Origin of the sequence: Microbacterium sp. SCN 69-37 (genome assembly GCF_001724435.1) — a bacterium.
GTDB classification, from domain to species: Bacteria; Actinomycetota; Actinomycetes; order Actinomycetales; family Microbacteriaceae; genus Microbacterium; species Microbacterium laevaniformans.
Genome location: NZ_MEEL01000003.1, coordinates 1 through 19,770 on the forward strand (window position 1 = coordinate 1; position 19,770 = coordinate 19,770).

A 19,770-nucleotide genomic window follows, 5' to 3' on the forward strand; every position below is an offset into this window, starting at 1 on the left:
GCGTCGACGGACAGATCCACAAAAAGACAGCCGCGAACGGCGTCCGTGTAATTTCGGGTCACGCCGGCGCCGGAGCCGAATCCATCATCTCTGTGTAGCCGGATTCAGCAAGGCTTCGACGCGCAATCGTGAGAACCGTGCAGGAACGGTACGACGGGTAGACCGATGCCGCGTCAGGGCTGGCCGTTAACTCGAGACGTGTCCAGGGTTCCGCGTCATCACCGCTGCGAGAGAGAATTTCAACGCCGACGGCACTCGCTGTAGCAACAAGAGCTACGACTGACAGAGTCAGTCCTCGATGTCGCCTAGTTGTTCCCCGGCGAGAGCTCGTTGGACGAGCCGCGCATGTTCTGCGGACAACGGGAACTGGATCTCATCGCAGTCTGGAAAGTTCTCATCCCCAGCACTGACGCTCAGGAGGAAGTCGCCTCCGGGTTCTCGGAGCACGACGAGCATGCCGCTTGTCAGTGAAGGCTCTCCGTCGATTGTGCTCACTGGCCAGGTCAGCGCGATTCGAATGAGTTCGTCGCTCATCAAGATGAAGCTCGATTCTGGTTGCACTTGCTTGTTGAGCCAGGCTACCGAGCCGACCCACGAGCCAAGCGGGTCGCCGTGCGCCGATATGGTGCACACATGAAGCACCTGCACTACGGCTCGATCGTTATAGCCATCTCTGATCAGTTGGCCTCGACCTTTCAGACAGCAGCGCACGACTTCATGGCCGCGGGGCGCTCTGCAGTCTGGCCAGTCTCGGGCTACCGCGATGATCGGGATGAGATCTCGATTCAGCTGGCTGTTGGTCCTGGGATTGCGTTTGCGATCACCGACACTTGGCTCCCCGACGAGCGCGAGCCTTCACGACACGATGCGGACTCGATCGCATACATAGATGGCGAGCACGAAGCCCTCGAGAAGGAGCAGTTGAGCGAGGCGGTCCGGAACGTGCTGGTGTACGGCCGGTTCGACAGGCACTCAATGAAGGATGCCGGAAGCTGGCGGTTCAGCGGGCATCCAGCCGTTACCGACGCACACGATCCTCAATCCGCCGTGAACTCCCTAGGGCGTGTTGATTTAGTGCCGGGGTCGCTGGAGTCCAGTTAGTGCGCGTTGCCGAGTCCGCCAGTGAGGCGGCCGTGGAATCGGGCGGTGGCGTCGTTCATGCCGGTGAAGGTGACGGTCTTGCCGAGGTGTTCGTATTTGGTGTGGATGGCGTCGAGCGCGGCGACGGTGGATGCGTCCCAGACGTGGGAGCGGGTCAGGTCGACGACAACGCGGTCGGGGTCGTGGGTGTATTCGAACTGCGTGGTGAGGTCGTTGCTGGAGGCGAAGAACAGTTCTCCGTCGACGGTGTAACGGGCGGTGGGCTGGCCGTCTTGGTCGGTGATCTCGCGGGTGACGGTGGTGAAGTGCGCGACGCGGCGGGCGAAGAGGATCATCGCGGCGATGACGCCGACGCCGACGCCGATGGCGAGGTTGTGGGTCCACACGGTGATGCCGACGGTGACGACCATGACGAGGGTTTCGCTGAGCGGCATGCGCTTGAGGGTGGTGGGGCGGATGCTGTGCCAGTCGAACGTGGCGACGGAGACGACGATCATCACGGCGACGAGGGCGGCCATGGGGATGACGGCGACGATGTCGCCGAGCACAAGCACCAAGACGAGGAGGAACACGCCGGCGAGGAAGGTGGAGATGCGGGTGCGGGCTCCGGATGCCTTCACGTTGATCATCGTCTGCCCGATCATCGCGCAGCCGCCCATGCCACCGAACGTGATTCGCCCTGGGTTTTGTTCCTATCGGTTTCCGAGGCTAGCGGTGGCTAGGTCGGGGGTTTCGTGGTCAGCGTAGTACGCGGCCTCTATCTCGGCGGGGGTGCGGTAGTCGAGCTCGCCGTGCAGGCGCGCGTTGTTCCACCACCACACGTACTCGAGGGTTGCGAGCTCGACCTGCTCGACCGTGCGCCACGGGCCTCGGCGGCGGATCAGTTCGGTCTTGTAGAGCCCGTTGACGGCCTCGGCGAGGGAGTTGTCGTAGCTGTCGCCGACTGTTCCCGTTGAGGGCTTTGCACCGAGCTCGACGATCCGATCGGTGTAGACCAACGACATGTAGTTCGACCCGTGATCGGAGTGGTGCGTCAGTCCGGTGAGGTCGCCGCGGGCCTGCCAGGCAGCCATGTTCAGCGCCTGCAGCGGCAGGATGTCCGCCTTCAACGTGGCGGCGACGTTCCACCCGACGATGCGGCGCGAGTACACATCGATCACGAACGCGACATACGCGAACCCGGACCACGTCGCGACGTATGTGATGTCCGCGACCCACAGTCGGCACGGCGCGTGCGCGTCGAAGCGACGCTGCACGAGGTCGGCAGGGCGTTGCTGGGCAGGGTCGGCCTTGGTCGTGAACGCTCTCTTCGACCGTTTCACGCCCGCAACACCCGCCAGGCGCATGATCCGGCCAGTCTGGTCCCGACCGATCGTCCAGCCCTGCCGGCGCATCAGCGCATGCATCTTTCGGACGCCGTAGACGCCGTAGTTCTCCGCATGCAGACGGGTGATCTCGGGCACGAGAAGATCATCACGCAGACGCCGCGCGGATCGCGGCCTGGTCTGCGCTGCCCGGTATCCGCGGGCGGTGAGGAACCCACACTCTGTCGCACCCAGAGTGCGGCAGATGGCCTCGACCCCGAAACGCTCCCGGAACATACTGATGAACCGGATCATCTCGTCGTGGGGCGGTCGAGTTCCGCTGCGAAAAACGCGGACGCGGCTCGCAGAATCTCGTTCGCGCGCCGCAACTCGGCGACCTCACGTTTGAGGCGCTTGATCTCCGCGGCCTCTTCGCTGGTCACGCCAGGACGGGCACCCGAGTCGATCTCGGATCGGCGACGCCATTTCCGCAACGTCTCCGGTCCGACTCCAAGCTTCGAGCCGACATGACGAATCGCGGCGTACTCGGTCTCATGCTCAGGCAACGCCTCCTCCAGCATCCTGAGCGCACGTTGCCGGAACTCCGGCGGGAACTGACGGGGCATGATTCATCCTCCCAAAAGAAGCGGAACCAAACCCAGGACGAATCAAACGCGCCGGAGAGGATGTTCGCCGCCCCCTGAGCCCACGCTTCGCGGGTCTTTCGGGAGTGGGTGTCGGTGATGTCATCGACCAGTTTCGCGGTCATGAGGGATTCGAGGAGCCCGACGATGGCCATCGCGGCGGCGAACGGGAAGATGATGCCGAGGGTGTCCAGGGTGAGCGGAACGTTCGGGATGAACAGTTCGGGCAGGCTCTGCGGGAGTTGGCCCTGATCGCCGACGGTGGGGACGCTGATACCGAACACGACAGCGGCGGCAGTGAGCAGAACGATCGCGACCAGCGGTGCCGGGACGACACGGGTCAGCAGCGGCATCAGATACATGATGAGCAGGCCCGCGACCACGAGCGGGTAGACCATCCAGGGCACCCCGAGCAGCTGCGGGATCTGCGAGATGAAGATGAGGATGGCGAGGGCGTTGACGAACCCGACCATGACGCTGCGGGGTATGAACCGCATTAGCTTCGCCACCCCGAGAAGTGCCAGCACGATCTGGATGAGCCCACCGAGGATCACGGTGGCGATGAAGTAGTCCATCCCGTACTCGCGGGCAACAGGGGCGATGACCAGCGCGATGGCGCCGGTTGCGGCGGTGATCATCGCGGGCCGGCCGCCGAGGAATGCGATGGCGACCGCCATCACGAACGACGAGAACAGCCCCACCCGGGGGTCGACCCCGGCGATGATCGAGAACGCGATCGCTTCGGGGATCAGCGCGATCGCGACGACCAGTCCGGCGAGGACTTCGCGGGTGAGAATGCGGGGGCTGCGCAGCGCTTGCAGAACGGTCGGTTCGATCCGGTAGCGGGCGGCGGGATCTTGCGTGGGCACGACGGCGGTCACGGTGCTCCTTCGTGGTCGGCGGGGATGTAAGCCCGCAGGAAGGCGCTCCGTTGCGCCGGGAAGTCTCAGAGATTCGGGAGAGGATGGATGCTGCACGACAGGGTGCGAGCGAACAACGAGACTCTAACGTAACGTGAGGGTTGAAGGAAATCGGGGATCATGACTGACGCGGCGATGCACATCGGTGAACTGGCCGAGCGCACTGGTCTGTCACTGCGCACCCTCCGCCATTACGACGAGATCGGTCTCGTCACTCCGTCCGGACGCACCGATGGCGGGTTCCGCCTCTACACCGCCGACGACGAGGCACGGGTGATGCTGATCCGCCGGATGAAACCCCTCGGCTACAGCCTCGACCAGATGCGTGAGCTGCTCGACCTCATCAATCTGGTCAACGCCAACCCGCGCGATCCGGAACTTGATGCTCGGTTTGAGAGTGTCCGGCAGGAGGCGCTCGAGCGGCGCGACCGTCTCAGAATCCAACTCGCCGCCGCCGAGGAGTTCGTCGCTCAACTTCACGCCCGCTCCACGAAGGTGTAAGCGGCTCACCCAAGTCCGCTCAGCGCGCGCCGGTCTTGACCCAGATTAAAGTTCCGGCGAGACAGATCGCGGCGCGGTAGTTGCGGGCGAGTTTGTCAGAGCGCATCGCGATCCCGCGCCACTGCTTGAGCCGGTTGAAGCACCGCTCAACCACGTTGCGCCCCTTGTAGCGAGCTTGCTGCTGGTCGCCGAAGTCGATCGGCCGACCCGGCCGCTTCCGGCGGTGCGCGATCTGGTCGTCACGCTCCGGGATGGTCGCAGCGATCCCGCGGCTGCGAAGCCAGGCGCGGTTCGCCTTCGAAGGGTAGCCCTTGTCGGCAAGTACCCGGTCCGGGCAGGTTCGGGGCCTACCCTTACCGGCGCGGGGCACGCGAATGTCTTCGAGGACCGCGGTCATCATCGTGGTGTCGTTGACGTTGCCGCCGGTGATCAGCATGCCCAACGGCCGGCCACGGCCATCGCAGACCATGTGCAGCTTGGTTGTCAGTCCGCCGCGAGAGCGTCCGATCCCGTGATCCGGCGGCTCGACCCACGGATTCCTGTCATTCGGTAGAGCCCCCTGTGTCCCGCTTCAGGGTCGCGCCGTGCTGATGCACACGCGCGATCGTGGAGTCGATCGAGACCACCCAGTCAATCTTCCCGGCGGCATCTGCCTGCCTCTGGACCTCCGCGAGCAGCTTCTCCCAGGTGCCGTCCGCGGCCCATCGGCTGAACCGCTTGTAAATGGAGTTCCACTTCCCATACTGCTCCGGCACGTCCCGCCAGGGAGCGCCGGTGCGGTACTTCCACGCCATTCCCTCGACAGCGAGCCGATGATTCGTCCACGGCCTCGACCGGCCCGTAACCGTCGGCATCAACGGCTCCATCACGGCCCACGCCTCGTCAGAGATCTCGTGTCGCATCACCGTTCAAGGCTCACCGAGACAAGGGCAGATGACTTGATCAACACGCCCTAAACCGCGAGGGAATCGATGTCGTCAGCGTGACTGAGAGCGGCGCCCCGGGCGACTCAGCTTGGTCGAACTTCTACATCCTCGGGCGGTATGTCGACACTCACCTGTGAGATGCAACCGGTGGCGGGCTGCCAGTGCTGCTTGAGCGCTCTTGCGGGGTCGTTTCGTAGCGTGTCAACATCGGTGGGAGCTGGGTCGTGGAGTGCTTCGGTCACGATGAGGACGCGGCGGGTGTCGGGCTGGATGGCTGCCGTCAGACCTCCCCGATACGTGTGACAGTAAGCCTGTCGAGAACGTCTTCCGGCCGTAACCGGTGCTGATCGAGCAACTTCACAACTCCATCGGTACGTTCGCTCGCCACTTTGATGTTCCGCAGTAGCTGCAGACCTTCCCAGAGCCGCTCGGTATCTGTCGCGAGTGCGCGGATGTCGTCGGGTGTCACGCGGTAGCTGTCTCCGCCGGCAACTGCGATCGCGTCCTTATGGACGAGCGTGCGCGGGGTGACCATAACCGCTGCGCTAATCTCGGGGACCGCGACCGCTCTGTCTTCCGCCACAAGTGCGAGGTGCCCGTTCACCTGCAGGGTGTCGGTCACACCAATAACGCCGTCGATCTTGTGTTCGCTCTTCGCCTCGACGCTGATCCACTGTGTCTCGTCCCAGCACCAAGCAGAATCGGTCCGCGAGTTCCCCTTCGGCTTGAACGCGTGCGCCCCTAGGAACAGCCCGAGCTGTGTGAGCGCGGGTTCGTAGGCCTTGTGGTCGATCTGCGAGAGGCCATCGAGCATGTTCTCGAACGCGGTCTTGAGCTTCGCGGGACTTCCCACCCCGTCTATATAGGTGCTGAGCCGTGATGCTGCACTCAGAAGCTGTGCGCTCGGGGCGAGAGCTTGCCGGCCTTGGAACGGAAGGAACGCTGCCATCCACGTAGCGGGCTTGGCGGCATCGACCGCCTGCGCGGCAAGCGCGTCCGCCCTGACGGCCAATTCTTCGTCGTTTGCATCGCGGGCGGCCTTATCGATGGTGACCGCGGCTCGGAACAGCAGCGTGGCTTGGTAGCCCCGCACCGCTGGATACGAGGTCAACGCGGTCGCCGCGAGGTGCAGCTTTTCGCTGGCCGCCTTCCAATCCGCGTTCCACATTCTCTCCATCGCTTCAACCTCGTGCTTCGCCGCCTCCGCGAGTCCGGGTGCCTCCGCGGGCTCATGCTGCACGGCAGCAGCCCTGATTCGCGCGAGCTCTTCCTCTGGGTCACTTCGCCACTGCTTGCCCTGCTCGAGGAACATCGCGACGTTCTCTCGAACGTCGTCGAGCGACGTATCGGACTGGTCCAGACCGAACTCGATTTCGGACTGCAAGTCAGGCGACAGTGTTGCGCGCATTTCTTCGCGGGAAAGGTAGGTGGTGGTCTCTTTATCGGCGACGATGACGAGTGCCCAGTCCCTTGGGCCGCGGGTGCACCGTCCGATGCCCTGAACCACGCGGCTCCGTACCCGTTCGGCTGAGACGGCGGCCGCGCGCGCACGGGAAGCGTAGAACCGCTCCTGGAGGTTGGTGACGCCGGGATATCCAGCCATCGTTACTGATCGGCAGGCCTTGCCGGGGAGATCGATGCCGTCGTAGCGGTTGGCGAGCAAAGCGACCGACTTGGTCGACGCGGCAAAGTCGTCGAGCGAATCCTCGACGTCGCTTTTTCGGAACACAGTCCAGTTCTTGGGCACGATCGTTGTGCTGGCGTTCTCCGCCTCCTTCTCGCTCGGGGTGATGACGATGGACTTCCCGACCGACTTGATGAGTTCTTTGGTGAGCTTGTCTGGATCCGCATTAGGAACCAAGTGCGGGAATACGAGGAAGCGACGTCCGGAGGTGGGGGTTGGTGCTCCCTCGGGGCGGTGCAAGCGTGCGACGGATGGCCTTCCGAAGGCGCGCTCCAACTCGCCAGAGGTTCCGAGCGTCGCCGAGAGGTAGACCCGTTGCGTTGCCGAGGCGAACAGCGAGTTCTCGAATGTTGGCGGGGTGACGGGTCGTGCTTCGATCTTCGACCAGGAGACGTAGAGCGTGCAGGCAGCGAGGTGGCCTCCTATTGCGTCGAAGGCGAATTTCTGTGCTGCTGCGAACCGATCGGAGCGGTCAACGCGCGCGAAGGCGCCGAGAGCACGTGCAAGTCCCGGCAGTGCGTCGTCGCGTTGGGCGAGGACGAGACCGTCAACAAGTTCACGGGTTCCTGCGCCGGGGGTGTTCCCGATGAGCTGCTGATACCGCTCCTGGGGGAGCATCGGTGCGACCGCTTCCAGCGCCTCGCTCCAAATCGACCCGTAGAGGTGGCGTGGTATTTCGACGGTGTACGCCTTTGACACGTACTGCTCGCCCGCGTGCGCGTCGTCGAACACGATGATGTCTGCCTCAATCAGCTTCGGAGACGTGTTGAAGATCGAGCTGTAGGGGACCACGGCCGTAGCCTTCGCACGCTCGTACTTGCTTTGAGCCGACGGATCCCACTGCTTCCAAGACCCCGAGAGATCGACGACGTCGATACCTTCCTTCTCCGCTGCCGCTACGACTTGACGCACGAGCTGCTTGGTTGGGCAGACGAAGATGGCGCGCCCCTTACCCTCGCGGCGCCGCCAGTCCGCGATAAGAAGGCCGGTCAACGTCTTCCCCGTACCAGTCGGCAGTTCGATCGCAAGATCCCGGGCACCCACGCGCTTCTCGGCATACTCGCGCAGCAGATCGACCTGCTGCGGCCATAGCGTGTCTGAGTTTTCCCCCGTCTTCCGCAGTAGCGGGAACAGCTTCTCCGGAGTTTCAGCGCGCAACTGCGTATCCGAGCGCTTCTTGATCGCCATCGTTCCCCCTAATTCGTCGGTGCCCCTGGGCGGAGCGTTCGTGCGCGACTGAGACCACCGCTCGAACAGCGTTCACGGTCTGGAACACTTGCTCCATGAGCACTGACAAGGAAGTCGTACCCATACTGGTCACGCTAGGACATCTCGGCGACGACAGCCTGCAGCTGCGTTTCCCGTCGGAGCACAGCGACGAGATCCTGAAGCTTCTCGACGAGCACGGTATCGACCACAACACAGCCATGGAGCATTCCTATGATCCGACTGATTGGATCGAAGTAGTCAAGGTGCTCGGCATAGCTGCCGGCAGCGCCGGCGGCCTGCACGGTCTGGCGAAGGTGATTACGGCGTTCGTTCGTCGTCACGATGGCAAGCGATTCATATTCACGAAGGACGGCGAATCCGTAGACGCTCAGGGCTACTCCCAGCGGACGGTAGAGGCCATGCTCCAGAAGATGCCACAGGAGCAGGCAGATCTGGACGCCGCCACCCGACGCGCGATGGGTATCGACGACGCTTAGAGCGGCACGGCACCGCTCCGAGCAAGTGCCATGGCCGCCCAATGGGACATTGAACTTGCCATGAAGTTCGGGCCTGGTCGTCTGGTGCAGTGCTCAATCGCAGTGAGCTTGAGGGCGCGGCCCGACCGTCTCGAGGCCGGGCTTGCGGAGTGCATAGCATCGGTGGCATGCCGGCATCTCGCAATCGCATCTCTGCCATCACGCGTCGAAAGCTGTTCGATTCGATCGCGCTGTCAGGGTTGGGTTGGTCGGGCCGTCTCCAGGAGCCGGACTTCCTTGGGCGCCTCTACGATCTGAGCAGCTTGCCGAGCGCGGATACGCGGTATCGCGATGCGCATGGAGACATCTGGCAGCACCGCGTGAACAACTACGACTGGGACGACGACTGGGTCTTCTCGGACAGTCGGTTCAACCTCGCGCATGGTGATGACGATGTAGTTCTCGCGTTCCTCGCCGAGATCTTGCATCCCCTCGTTCGTTCCGACGAATCGGAGGTCGCGGCGCTCCTCAAGGGCTTCAACGAGGCGCTGGCCCGCGACGGGTATGAACTGTATGCCTCCGATTGGATTAGCGGGCACGCTGTCTATGGCTGGCGGCGACTCGACGCGTTTCACGGCTCAGCGCCCGAGTTGCGTCTGAGCGAGCGGCCGCTCACGGATCCTGCGGTGCTTCAGGAGCATCTCACTCGGATCCGGGCCGGGCTGGTGGCTGACCCGGCGGCGGCGATCTCCTCGTGCAAGAACCTGCTCGAGAGCCTGTTCAAGATCATCCTGGACCGCAGTGGCGTGAGTTACGGCGGCAACGACGACGTGCCGCGCCTGTATCGCAAGGTCGCCGAGCTGCTAGCTCTGAATGCGGAAGCCGTCCCCGAGTCGGCTCGCGCCAGCCAGACCTCTCAGCAGATCCTCCGAACGCTCGTGACGACTGTGAGCTCACTTGCCGAGCTGCGCAACGAGCTCGGAATCGGACATGGGCAATCGTCTCGCAGCGCAGCGCTTGCTCGCCATGCCCGTCTCGCTCTGAACGCAACCGTGACAATCGCGGAGTTCGTCCTCGATACGTGGCAGGCGCGCATCGAGTCTGGCGCGTTGGAGCTCCCCAGCTGACTTGCGACCGCTTCGATCACATCCGGCGGATATTAGCGAGTGCCTCATCGAGGGTGTGGAGCGCGTGGAGGACTTGGATCGAGCGGCTGAAGATCAGGCTCTCAAACATGGCGTCGTCGGTCTTGGGCATGACGGAGCGAGAGACGACCCAGGCGGCCCCTGATTCGATGCCGACGTCGTCGCTGAACATGTGTGCGGCGACCTCGTTGCGGATCTTCACGAGCGTCTCTTTGAAGGAGCGGTCATCGGCTATGTCCCGGACGCTTGCCTTGTAGGTGTTCTGCCCCGCGGTGAGCCCCTCGATGTCGATGAAGTCAGCGAACCGACCGGTCTGCGTGCGTGCAGTGCGTTGCAGGTCTCCCAGGACCCTGTAGACGCCTTCGATGCTCTCGCGCAGGACGAGGGCGAGGAGCTTCTCGGTCGTGACCCGCGCAGCGGGGTCTGCGGCCATGGCGCGCAGCAGCACGCGCATGTCGACGTCGATCTGGACGATGAAGAACCGAGCGGCCGCGTATGCCTTGACTACCGCAGCCTCGTCGCCGGCGCCAGCAACGCTCTCGACGTCACGCGCCCGGTGCTCGAGGGCCTCGACAGCGAGCGGGATGGTGCGGTCGAAGCCAGCGACGCTGTCGGCGTTGGATGGCGGCTGGCTGGGGCTGCTCATCGTCTCAGCGTGCCACCGAATCGGCGGGGCCGGTGGACGTCGATCGAAAGTCATCTTAAAGTTAAGGCATGAGTGGGTTGTTGGTGCATGGGCCGCGGATGATCGGGGCGCGTCGGCAGTTGTCTATCCCGCGGCGCGTGCTGGTGTCGGCGGGGATCGAGGTGCCGGGTCGGGTGCGGTTCGAGGTGGCCGAGGGGGTGGTGTGTGTGCGTCGCGCGGAGGAGGGTGAGGAGGGTGCTCAGATGGTGTCGAAGGTGGGCCAGCTTGTGACTCCGCCGTGGGTGATGCAGACTCTCGGGGTTGGTGTGGGCGGTGCGATCTATGCTCGGCCGCGGGCTGACGCCGTTGTGGAGGTCCTAGCCGGGTCTCGTCTGCAATTTGAGCTGGAGGGGGCAGCATGAGCATCTCGATCGTGCTGCAGACCCCTCGTCGGACTGCTGCCGATCGCGCGTGGGGTGAGCCCGGGCTGCGGGATGCCGCGGCCGCTCACGCGACTACGACGCTGCTGCCGGGCGCGGCGGTGTTGCCGTTGACGACGTTCCTGGACGCGAACGTGTATCCGGTGGTCGTCTGGGACCGGCGCGCGCTGTCGTTGCGGCTGACCCGGATGGATGGCCCGGCGGTGTCGACGGATGCCGTGCGTGACCTGCTGGATGCGGGGTGCCCGACGGTGCTGCGGGTCGCGGCGATGGTCGGGGTGGGCGCGCCGACGCCGACGAGGCGGGCGTTGCGGCCGCTGCGGTCACTGGCGAGGACGATCGGGATGTTTCCCGTGTTCCCGCGCCGGTCGCCGCTGGTCGCGGAGGAGTTCGACGCGCAGGGGACGGCGCTGGTGGTGTGTGACGAGTCGAGCGTCGAGGTGCATGTGGGCGGCGATGCCGGCGTGCGGGCGGGCTCGGCGTTGAGCCCGTTGTGGCGTCGGGTGTATGAGGAGCGGTTGTTCGAGTGGGCGATCCGGTCGGATGCGCTGCCGTGCGCGTTACCGGCCGTCGAGGGCCTTCACCCAGGAGTCGAGTGAGCGGGCAGGCGCCCAGCGGACGTCTTCCATCTCGACCTGGATCTCGGAGTGCAGGGTCTGGGCGTTCATCGCCTTCTCGCGGAACGACTTGAGGTTCTCCTCGCGGGTTCCGGAGAGCAGGTTCGCCGCGAACGTGGCGATCGAGCCGATGCTGTGTTCGGGTGCGGTGTGCTCGGTGACGTGGTCGAAGACCGCGCCGCCTTCGCAGATGTTGCAGTCGCACCAGAAGTAGTCGGCGGGGACCTGCGCGGCGACCAGCGGGAGCCGCTCGAGCAGGTGGTAGGACATCAGCCGCGGGACCAGCACGGAGGTGCCGGGGCTGCGGCCGCCGCCCTTGGAGGGCCAGATGTGGCGGAGGGTGCTGCTGGTGCCGACCGCGCCGAACCGGGCGCCGGCGGCGACCGCGGCGACGGCGGAGAGGTCGGTGCGCAGCAGCGCGATGCTCACCTGTGAGCCGAGCACGTGCAGCAGGCCGCGGACGGTGTCGACGGCGCCGAACGGGTCGGTGCTGTGGCCCAGGGCGAGGGCGACGGGGACGCCGGCGCGGTCGATCGCGGTGCGCAGCTGGTCGGCGGAGTTCTTCAGGATGAGGGACTCGATGGGCAGCATCGTCATCACAGTCCCGGAAGCCTGGCTCGCGATGTCTGCGCCGCGGCCGAGCGCGAGGTCGACCTGGGCGATGTTCTCGAGGCTGATGTAGCCGGTGTCGGTGAGCGCGACCGGCGCGCCGTGGTCGAGTTGCCAGGTGACCCATTCGAGGCTGAGCGGTGCGTCGCCGGTGGCGCGGTTCTTGCCGGAGTAGCGGTTCGCGTCGAACAGGATGCGCGATTCGGGGCCGGCGATGGAGCGGTGGGTGGTGAGCAGCTTGTCGGCGGCGGCGGTCTTGTTGCCGCCGGCGACGGTGTAGAGGGCGGTGATGCCCGCGTTGCGGCTGAACGCGGCGATGCGGTCGACCTTGGACTGCGGTGCGTGGATGAGGATGGCGCTGTCGATGCCCGTCCCGGCGGGAACCGGGGCGGGATGGTGACCGGAGGGCGGGGCGAGGTCGGTCATGTTGCGGCTCCCAACGTGATCGGAACGAGGTTCTCGGGTTGAGGGTTCTCCCCGAGGTAGTGACGGCGGAAGCCGTCTTCGGTCATGCCCGCCAGCCGTGCGATATCGGCGACGCTCTGGTGGCGGATGTTCTTGTGGGCGTTGATGATCTGGGTGAGGGTGGACGGGGTCTCGACGGCGACGTCGCCGGGTTCGCTGTTGCGCCAGCCCATCTGGCCGAGGCGCATGTTGAACTCGCGGTATTGCCGGTCGGTGATGATCTCCAGGTCGTAGGCGCGGCGGATCAGCGCGCCGATCGACATGCCCCACTTCTCCTTCAGGGTCAGCAGCCGCCGGAACTCTCCGGTGCGCAGCCCTGCCAGGTCGGGGCGGATGCTGTCGGCGGGCGCGAGCAGCTCGCCGGCGAACTTGTTGGCCTGGTCCTCCTGCTCAGGGCCGGGGATGTCGTGCATCAGCAGGTGCCCGAGCTCGTGCGCGACCGTGAACCGGAGCCGGTCGGGGGCGAGGCCCTTGGTTACCAGCATCATCGGGAACCGGGACTGGTCGCCGGGCCAGGTGGAGACGGCGTCCTGCCCGGGGGTCGAGAGGGGGCGTTCGATCACGATGATGCCGGCGGACTCGACGATGCCGACGAGGTTGCGGATCGGCCCGTCGCCGAGGTCCCAGCGTTCCCGGAGCCGGCGAGCGACCTCGCGGGGATCGCCGTCCAGGTCGATCGGGTCACGGACCAGGGTGCGTTGCGGCTGCGGCGCGATCCCGGTGAGCAGGCCCTCCATCGTGAGCCTGGTCAGGTGCGTGAGCGCTTCGATGCGTCGCATCGTGCGAACCGTCATCGTGCTCGCCCGGCGGCGGTGGTGCAGGCAGCTGATCGCTAGGCCCGGGACGGTGGGCTGCTCCTCGAGGATCTCCGGCGGGCAGTCCAGCGCCTTCACGAGCGCGTCCCGGCGATCCGGGGTGAGCTCCAGCGCCCCGGTCTCCAGGCGGGAGATGACAGCCTGCGAGACCCCCGCCTCTCGCGCCAGCTCGGTCTGGTTCCAGCCCTTCGCCTCACGCAGCAGGGTGATCATCGAGATCGCCGCATCCGCCATCAGTCACCTCCGCCGACAAGGCTAGCATAAGAACTGCATTGTTTGCCGGGTACATGTGCCGCTTGGTCGAGCGGCGTGTCGCCAGATAGTGGGTTGTGGTGCGAGGGGCTCCCCTATGTGCGGGACGGATCGTTGGCGATGCCCATCATGCAGCAGGCCTCCGACTCCGACGCCGAAGTCTGGGGGTGCGCGATCCCGGCAGGTCTCTCTCGAGGAGGTCGCCATGACCGGAACGTCGACGCTGGTGGAGTTGCTACTGGCCCGGATCGAGCAGGACGAGCGGATTGTCGACTTGTCGCACCGGCATCCTCACGCGAGGCGTTACGGACGGCCGCCAGCTGATCGCGGTCGGGTCGCTATTCACGCTGGAACACTGCTATCGCTGTCCGACTCCCGCACACCTTCCTGTCGATCGGGCGTAAAGGCTCGCCCTCGCGCGATCACGGACAGTGATCGCTCGCCCCAGGGCGCGCCGGTCGGTCAGCGGAGGCAAGTTCGATGGTGAGTTGGCGGTCGACGGCGCGCGCGATTCGTCGAAGTGTGGAGAGGGTGGGCTGCTGAGATCCGTTCTCGATGGCGGAGATGACGGACTGCTTCGAGCCGACTCGATCTGCGAGTGCCGCCTGGCTGAGACCCGCGGCCGTGCGCGCCTGATAGACCATCTCTGCCATCGCGCGCCGTGCCTCTTCCTCTTCGAGCGCGGCGTCGAACCGTGCGCGCTCGTCTGTCGTCATGGCCGCGAGCGATGCGACTTCCAGCTCCCGAAACGGAGTGCTCATCAGTTCTTTCCTTGCTTGTGTCTTGCTTGCGCCCGACGAGCTCGAAGAATCTCGCCACGCTCATTGTTGCGCCATGTGCCCGCGGACTGCACCGTGTAGGCGGGCTTGCGTCGGTCGCGTTTCCGTAGGACACTTCTCTGTTCTGCTTGGAAGGGGCACCGGTGACGCACGATGATGGCGATGTCGACTGGGAGGAGGTCATCCGCGGCATGATCGCGCGCAGCGCCGAGTCTGCTCCCACCGAGCCGGGGGTATACCGGATGCCGTGTGGGAACTGCTACGTCGACTTCTTCCTCACCTCGGACGGCGCCGAACGGTGGCTCGTCCCCGGCGATGAGCGCAGCTACACCCGCGACACCGTCGCCGTCGCCCGGCACGGCGACTACCCGTGGGAGCGTATGTACACCCTCGCCCACGCCGCCGCAGAGATCCGGCGCCGCGCGGCCGACGTCGGGAGACCCGTTGATGCCTTGATTGAGGAACTGGCAATGATCGCGGAAGCGGCGGACGCAGCCGAGAACGAGGAGATCGCCCGCATCGTCCGGGAACGGCCCACCGACAGTGAGGACATCCCGCTGGCCGACCTCGCTCGGAAGTTCGGGATCGATCTCGACGAACTCTAGCGATATCTATCCGGGTCTATCGAAACGCTAGACATCGCTAGATTCTGCAAGAGCATCCATCACCTGCGAGAGGCCTGCCATGAGTGAGTATCCGTGGTTCGACTTCGACCAGGTCGACTACGTCACTGCGGACACCCACTTCGACCACGCGCGGATCAGCGAGCTCGCGGAACGCCCGTTCACCACCGTCGACGACATGAACACCGAACTCGTCCGCAGTTGGAATGAGGTCGTCAGCCCGACCGATGTGGTGCTGCATCTCGGGGATGTCGCACTCGGACCGATCGAAGAATCGATCGGCCTCACCGCGCAGCTGAACGGTTGCCGATACCTGGTACCCGGAAACCATGACCGGGTGTCGCCCGCGACGCAGTCGAGGAAGGCGATCGAAAGGTTCGCGCCGCTCTACGAGGCGGCCGGGTGGACCATCCTGCCGGAGGTCATCGAAGGGACCCGGCGCGGGTACCGGATCCTCGCCTCCCACTACCCCTACAAGGGCGACTCCCAAGAGTCGGACCGGCACACCACGCACCGGCCGCGCTGGGACGACGGGATCCCGCTCCTGCATGGCCACACCCACGCACGCGATCACGGCCCCATCGGCCACCAGTTCCACGTCGGCGTCGACGCCCACGGGTACGCGCCCATCCCCTTCACCGTCATCGACGCCTGGATCCGCAACCTGCCGGACGTCGAGCCGTGGCTCGATGTCACGATCCGTGAGGCCCGTCAACTCGTCGCGGACTTTGACGCCAGCGAGACCTCGAACTCCGATGCCCTGTTTTACCAGATGGGATACAACGAACTGCTGATCGCGCTCGAGGACCTCCTCGGCGCGCTGGACCGCCAGTGGCCCCGCCGTGACGAATCGTGTTGATCGCGAGCAGCAGTCATGTGCCGGCGGAACCGCGGAGCCGTGTCAAGGGAAAGCGATGCTGTGGGATTGAACGGCAGCCCGATCAAAATCGGGCCAGTTTGTGACGGCTCTCATGAGACAAATCGGTGCCAGCGTCGATCCGGTCGAGCAAGGGGTTCAGGTCAGCGGGTTCACGCATGACAGTTGGTCATGAGATCCCACAATCAGCCGCCGGTCTGTCAGATCGTATACGTACTGCCGCACACCCGAAGCGGAGGGCGGCATCCCTACCGTCACGACGCACCGTCCCGGGAACCACCAGCGGAGAGCCTTCACTGAGAGACTGCCGTAGGCGCGAATCGTGGTCTCGCAACCTCAGCATCATGATCTCCGGAGAGATCAGTCGCGGACTCGTACGGTATCTACGCGGCAGCCCGGAGAGAGGGAGCAGATGGGCCACTACGACCTCAATCGCATGGGCTGGCAGCAGTTCGAGCACATGCTTCAAGCTCTCGCAAAGGCCGAGCTGGGCAATGGTGTACGCCCGTTTGGGTCCGGTAAGGATGGTCAACGCGACGCAACCTTTGAAGGTCGGGTCACTTTCCCTGTGGGCAGCGCGAGCTCTTGGAATGGATACGGCGTCATCCAGGTGAAGCACCACGAGAAGCCAACCACAGCTACCGCCGACTGGAAGTGGTTCATCGAGGAGGTGCGCGGCGAGATCCGCGGCTGGCTCGGCAAGAAGCGTCTCGGCAAGAAGACACCGAAGTACCTCCTCTTCGCCACGAACGTGGCGCTCTCCGGCACGGAGGGCAGCGGAGGGAAGGACCAGTTTGAGCTTCTGATGAGCAACTCGGCCGCCGAGCTGGGTTTGGACGGCTGGTTCGTCTGGGATTACGCGGAGATCCGCACGATGCTCGACAAGCACACCTCGATACGACAGCGGTACCTCGAACTGATCGTGACCGGCGACTTCCTCGTGCAACTCGAGTCTCTGCTGCCCAAGAGGACCGCACTTGAAGCCGACAGGCTGGCGGGTCACGCTGTCGCGGAACTCATCACCCGACAATGGGTTCGCACCGGCGACGCCGGCTACAGCGACACCTCAAAGGTCCGACTGGCGGACATTGCAATCGATCTCCCGTGCGTATGGCGCGCGGGGCCCGCCAACGAGGCCGAAGGCCGACGCATGGCTGCACGCGTAACGCTCGCGATCGGCAATCGCGCATTGTCCAGCTCTGGGGGCTCCGGCCCGCAAGGTGTGGTCCTGATCGGAGGACCGGGCCAAGGAAAGAGCACCATCGCGCAGGTGATTGCACATGCTTACCGGGTAGCGTTCCTCCGCGACACCGACATAACCCGATACGGCGCCAACGCGAAGCACGCTTTCGACGGCTTGCGCGACCGTCTCACCACCGCCGGGATCCCAGCCCCGAAGCGCCGACGCTGGCCCATCGTCGTCGAGCTGGCCAAGGCAGGAACGTCGGTCGCTCGAGACGAAGGCGCCTTCTCGCTCCTCAAGTACATCGCTGACTCAATCCTCGTGGAGGGAAACCCGACCGACCCGAGCGCCCTGCTGGAATGGATGAGCAGCTGGCCGGCCTGCCTCATCCTTGACGGCCTCGACGAGGTTCCAGATGCGAAAGTGCGCAGCAGGCTGATCGATGCCATCAGCAGCTTCGTGAGCGAACTCAGCGCTCAACGCGCCGACGTTCTTGTCGTCGCCACCACTCGCCCGCAGGGGTACCGCGGAGAGTTCGGCGACGCTCTACCGTGTGAACAGTTGGAGTTGCTCGAGTTCACGGAAGGCGAAGCGCTGAGCTACTCCGAAGCGCTCACAGCCGTCCGAACGTCGGAAGACCCAGACCTCGCCGCGCAGGTCACCGAGCGGCTCATCACCGCTGTTCACGAACGAGTCACGCAGAGACTGATGACGACACCCCTGCAGGTGACGATCATGACCGCCCTTGCAGAGGAGGCCGTTGACCTTCCCAGCGACCGGTTCGAGCTCTTCGATCGCTACTACAAGGTGGTGTACGAGCGGGAGCTCGCCAAGAGCGAGGCGTTCGCCGAACTCAAGACACTCCGCCAACACATCGATCACCTGCACGAACAAGCCGGCATCAAACTGCAGGCACGCACCGAACAACCTGGCAAATCCGACGCCGTACTGACGAAGACGGAAATCGGTCGAATCCTCCGCAGGCGTCTCACCATGGCCGGATTCGATGAGACTGAGTCGGAGACGATTGCGGACAAACTCCTTCGGCTCTCCACCGAACGGGTCGTCATGCTCGTCTCACGCAGGCCGGCCAAGTATGAGTTCGAGGTCAGATCCCTGCAGGAGTACATGGCAGCGCGAGCCCTCACGGACGGCGACGACGCAACCGTGCTCGGCGGACTGAAGACGCTCATTCCGTCTAGCCACTGGCGAAACACCTGGCTCCTCGCCGCGGGAAGACTTCTCAAGCGGCGCGAGCACCTCACAGACGAAGTCATACAGATCGTGACCGAGTACGACACCACCACAGCAGAAACTCCATTGACCGCCCTCGGTGCCGGACTCGCTGGTGAGCTCTATCTCGACAATCTCGGCGCTGAGTTCCCCGCCGTGAGACGCGCGCTGCTGACGAGCGCGATGGCGCAGTTCGCGGAAACTGCTCCAGAGTTGCCCCGATCACTCGCCGACCTTATGGATCTAGCGCTATCGCAGGCCGAGCGCGAAAGCGCAATCGCGCTGGAGTCGCTGCACGAACTCAGCAGAAAGAACCTCTCCAACCTCGCGACCAAGTACCTCAGCGAGCACAGCAGCGGCATGTCGCCGGCAGCCAAACAAGCACGAACCACGCTCACCGAAGGACGCAAGTACATCAAGCCCGGCGGCCAGACGACGCGAGCACGAGCGCAGATCCTCGCACGACACCTCGCACGAGTCGCTGCCACGGTGCCCGAGGCACTCGTGCTGGTCGAGCGGCTGAATGAGGAAGCCGCATCGACCAGCAGTAGCAGTGGCGCAACGGCGTCGGTGGCGCTCCTCCAGGCGATGGACCAACCCGCGGCACGAGCAGGACTCGCTTCCACGATCAGCTCGATGGCCCATAGTCAGCCCGACGCGGCACACTATGGGACTGTTCTGCTTCGCCAACACGCGTCTAGATCGCTTCGAGGGCAAGGGTATGCCGGGTAAGTCGGGTGTTGCGCTCACCGGCCAAGCCGCCCGAATGCGTGCGAGCCCTTGACCTTGTCCGGGCGGGTGTCTTCTCGTCGGTGCCATCGTCGGCGGGCGACTCGGATCGATTGTTGGTGCAACGCTTCCGGGAACTGCTCACCGCTTTGTCACGGTCGCGCAGGTTGTCGCATCGCGGGGTACTTTGCGTATGGTGCTGCGGCTGCGATTTGCCATCGTCGGGCGACGCTTGGCGCCACGCCTGTGAGGTCACAGAGAGGACCGATCGGCATGGTGCTGGCGAGGTTGAGCATTGCGGAGCCTCGGAGCGCGACAATGCTGCAGCCGAGCGCTTCGAGGCTGGTCACGGGACGGTCGTAGTCGACATGCGCACCCGCCCTGAGCTTGGAGGGAAAGAGCCAATCGGAATCGGTATCCCATCGTCGGGGCGCGTCGATCTGGCTTCGAATGAGCTCTGGGAGTGGCGGTGGCAGGGTGATTGGAGTCTGTCCAAGCCGAAGTTGAAGGGTGTTGAACCGTCCCAGGTTCTGTGCCGCTTCTATGCGGGGAGCGGCTCTGGTGTGAGGGCCGCGTAGTAGGCAGCCTCGTATTCGTCGGGGCTGATCATTCC

At 64.7% G+C, this 19,770-nt stretch carries 16 protein-coding genes and 2 pseudogenes; 8 read left to right on the top strand and 10 right to left on the bottom strand.

Going from position 1 to position 19,770, the window contains the following annotated elements:
* Positions 1-288 precede the first annotated feature (288 nt).
* Positions 289-534, bottom strand: a complete 246-nt coding sequence (locus tag ABS64_RS00625; RefSeq protein ID WP_217585032.1) for a hypothetical protein — start codon at positions 532-534, stop codon at positions 289-291.
* A gap of 99 nt (positions 535-633) precedes the next feature.
* Here ABS64_RS00625 and ABS64_RS00630 point away from each other — a divergent pair, with 99 nt between their 5' ends.
* Positions 634-1,101: a hypothetical protein gene (locus ABS64_RS00630; protein ID WP_061682440.1), complete on the top strand. Its 468-nt coding sequence runs from the start codon at positions 634-636 to the stop codon at positions 1,099-1,101.
* Here the strand turns inward: ABS64_RS00630 and ABS64_RS00635 are convergent.
* The 3 genes and pseudogenes from ABS64_RS00635 to ABS64_RS00645 form a co-directional block, all read right to left on the bottom strand.
* A pseudogene (locus ABS64_RS00635) lies at positions 1,098-1,769 on the bottom strand (SulP family inorganic anion transporter); the annotation flags it as partial. The gene ABS64_RS00630 and the pseudogene ABS64_RS00635 overlap by 4 nt on opposite strands.
* 24 nt (positions 1,770-1,793) lie before the next feature.
* Positions 1,794-3,031 (bottom strand): IS3 family transposase gene (locus ABS64_RS00640; RefSeq protein WP_292680073.1). Its coding sequence is split into 2 segments (ribosomal slippage): positions 1,794-2,749 and positions 2,749-3,031, totalling 1,239 coding nucleotides; the frame shifts between segments, so codons are not numbered across the junction.
* A gap of 44 nt (positions 3,032-3,075) precedes the next feature.
* Positions 3,076-3,918, bottom strand: a pseudogene (locus ABS64_RS00645) (SulP family inorganic anion transporter); the annotation flags it as partial.
* Positions 3,919-4,089: 171 nt separating this feature from the next.
* Between ABS64_RS00645 and ABS64_RS00650 the strand changes: the two are divergent.
* Positions 4,090-4,470 (top strand): MerR family transcriptional regulator, encoded by a 381-nt coding sequence (locus ABS64_RS00650; RefSeq protein WP_061682430.1) that lies wholly within the window; start codon positions 4,090-4,092, stop codon positions 4,468-4,470.
* A 19-nt stretch (positions 4,471-4,489) separates the two neighbouring features.
* On the opposite strand, the gene ABS64_RS00655 is transcribed toward ABS64_RS00650, so the two are convergent.
* Both ABS64_RS00655 and ABS64_RS00660 read right to left on the bottom strand, forming a co-directional pair.
* Positions 4,490-5,375, bottom strand: a protein-coding gene (locus ABS64_RS00655) for an IS5 family transposase (protein ID WP_292680075.1) whose coding sequence is annotated in 2 segments (ribosomal slippage) — positions 4,490-5,017 and positions 5,019-5,375 — 885 coding nt in all. Because the reading frame shifts where the segments join, the coding sequence is not laid out codon by codon here.
* Between the two features lie 301 nt (positions 5,376-5,676).
* Complete coding sequence (locus ABS64_RS00660; protein ID WP_061682427.1) at positions 5,677-8,268, bottom strand: DEAD/DEAH box helicase family protein; 2,592 nt, start codon at positions 8,266-8,268, stop codon at positions 5,677-5,679.
* Positions 8,269-8,363: 95 nt separating this feature from the next.
* On the opposite strand from ABS64_RS00660, the gene ABS64_RS00665 reads away from it, so the two are divergent.
* Together ABS64_RS00665 and ABS64_RS00670 are read left to right on the top strand one after the other, a co-directional pair.
* Entirely contained in the window at positions 8,364-8,786 is a 423-nt protein-coding gene (locus ABS64_RS00665; protein WP_061682425.1) for a hypothetical protein, read from the top strand.
* A 167-nt stretch (positions 8,787-8,953) separates the two neighbouring features.
* On the top strand, positions 8,954-9,892 hold the full coding sequence (locus ABS64_RS00670) for an abortive infection family protein (protein ID WP_061682422.1): 939 nt from the start codon (positions 8,954-8,956) through the stop codon (positions 9,890-9,892).
* 16 nt (positions 9,893-9,908) lie between these two features.
* On the opposite strand, the gene ABS64_RS00675 is transcribed toward ABS64_RS00670, so the two are convergent.
* Entirely contained in the window at positions 9,909-10,556 is a 648-nt protein-coding gene (locus ABS64_RS00675) for a hypothetical protein (protein WP_251448559.1), read from the bottom strand.
* A 397-nt stretch (positions 10,557-10,953) separates the two neighbouring features.
* Here ABS64_RS00675 and ABS64_RS00680 point away from each other — a divergent pair, with 397 nt between their 5' ends.
* Positions 10,954-11,574: a hypothetical protein gene (locus tag ABS64_RS00680; RefSeq protein WP_061682416.1), complete on the top strand. Its 621-nt coding sequence runs from the start codon at positions 10,954-10,956 to the stop codon at positions 11,572-11,574.
* On the opposite strand, the gene ABS64_RS00685 is transcribed toward ABS64_RS00680, so the two are convergent.
* The 3 genes from ABS64_RS00685 to ABS64_RS00695 form a co-directional block, all read right to left on the bottom strand.
* On the bottom strand, positions 11,536-12,627 hold the full coding sequence (locus ABS64_RS00685; RefSeq protein WP_061682415.1) for a hypothetical protein: 1,092 nt from the start codon (positions 12,625-12,627) through the stop codon (positions 11,536-11,538). The two genes, ABS64_RS00680 and ABS64_RS00685, sit on opposite strands and share 39 nt — an antisense overlap.
* The gene (locus tag ABS64_RS00690) at positions 12,624-13,715 is read right to left on the bottom strand and encodes an XRE family transcriptional regulator (RefSeq protein ID WP_061682412.1); all 1,092 of its coding nucleotides are present in this window, start codon (positions 13,713-13,715) and stop codon (positions 12,624-12,626) included. The genes ABS64_RS00685 and ABS64_RS00690 overlap by 4 nt, the downstream gene beginning before the upstream one ends.
* A 440-nt stretch (positions 13,716-14,155) precedes the next feature.
* Positions 14,156-14,494: a helix-turn-helix transcriptional regulator gene (locus ABS64_RS00695; RefSeq protein ID WP_231860830.1), complete on the bottom strand. Its 339-nt coding sequence runs from the start codon at positions 14,492-14,494 to the stop codon at positions 14,156-14,158.
* A gap of 161 nt (positions 14,495-14,655) precedes the next feature.
* Between ABS64_RS00695 and ABS64_RS00700 the strand changes: the two genes are divergently transcribed.
* The 3 genes from ABS64_RS00700 (at position 14,656) to ABS64_RS00710 (ending at position 19,160) form a co-directional block, all read left to right on the top strand.
* A complete protein-coding gene (locus ABS64_RS00700; RefSeq protein ID WP_217584117.1) occupies positions 14,656-15,117 on the top strand; it encodes a zinc ABC transporter ATPase in 462 nt (153 codons plus the stop codon).
* Between the two features lie 79 nt (positions 15,118-15,196).
* Entirely contained in the window at positions 15,197-15,994 is a 798-nt protein-coding gene (locus ABS64_RS00705) for a metallophosphoesterase (protein ID WP_217584118.1), read from the top strand.
* Between the two features lie 430 nt (positions 15,995-16,424).
* Positions 16,425-19,160 carry a hypothetical protein gene (locus ABS64_RS00710; RefSeq protein WP_217584119.1) on the top strand — a complete coding sequence of 912 codons (2,736 nt, stop codon included), beginning with the start codon at positions 16,425-16,427 and terminating at the stop codon, positions 19,158-19,160.
* Positions 19,161-19,770 lie beyond the last annotated feature (610 nt).

Excerpts from the sequence above, each read along its gene's own strand:
- ABS64_RS00660 (WP_061682427.1), bottom strand. The coding sequence starts at position 8,268 with ATGGCGATCAAGAAGCGCTCGGATACGCAGTTGCGCGCTGAAACTCCG.
- ABS64_RS00665 (WP_061682425.1), top strand. The coding sequence starts at position 8,364 with ATGAGCACTGACAAGGAAGTCGTACCCATACTGGTCACGCTAGGACAT.
- ABS64_RS00690 (WP_061682412.1), bottom strand. The coding sequence starts at position 13,715 with ATGGCGGATGCGGCGATCTCGATGATCACCCTGCTGCGTGAGGCGAAG.
- ABS64_RS00675 (WP_251448559.1), bottom strand. The coding sequence starts at position 10,556 with ATGAGCAGCCCCAGCCAGCCGCCATCCAACGCCGACAGCGTCGCTGGC.
- ABS64_RS00710 (WP_217584119.1), top strand. The coding sequence starts at position 16,425 with ATGGGCCACTACGACCTCAATCGCATGGGCTGGCAGCAGTTCGAGCAC.
- ABS64_RS00650 (WP_061682430.1), top strand. The coding sequence starts at position 4,090 with ATGACTGACGCGGCGATGCACATCGGTGAACTGGCCGAGCGCACTGGT.
- ABS64_RS00705 (WP_217584118.1), top strand. The coding sequence starts at position 15,197 with ATGAGTGAGTATCCGTGGTTCGACTTCGACCAGGTCGACTACGTCACT.
- ABS64_RS00630 (WP_061682440.1), top strand. The coding sequence starts at position 634 with ATGAAGCACCTGCACTACGGCTCGATCGTTATAGCCATCTCTGATCAG.
- ABS64_RS00670 (WP_061682422.1), top strand. The coding sequence starts at position 8,954 with ATGCCGGCATCTCGCAATCGCATCTCTGCCATCACGCGTCGAAAGCTG.
- ABS64_RS00680 (WP_061682416.1), top strand. The coding sequence starts at position 10,954 with ATGAGCATCTCGATCGTGCTGCAGACCCCTCGTCGGACTGCTGCCGAT.
- ABS64_RS00625 (WP_217585032.1), bottom strand. The coding sequence starts at position 534 with ATGAGCGACGAACTCATTCGAATCGCGCTGACCTGGCCAGTGAGCACA.
- ABS64_RS00685 (WP_061682415.1), bottom strand. The coding sequence starts at position 12,627 with ATGACCGACCTCGCCCCGCCCTCCGGTCACCATCCCGCCCCGGTTCCC.
- ABS64_RS00695 (WP_231860830.1), bottom strand. The coding sequence starts at position 14,494 with ATGAGCACTCCGTTTCGGGAGCTGGAAGTCGCATCGCTCGCGGCCATG.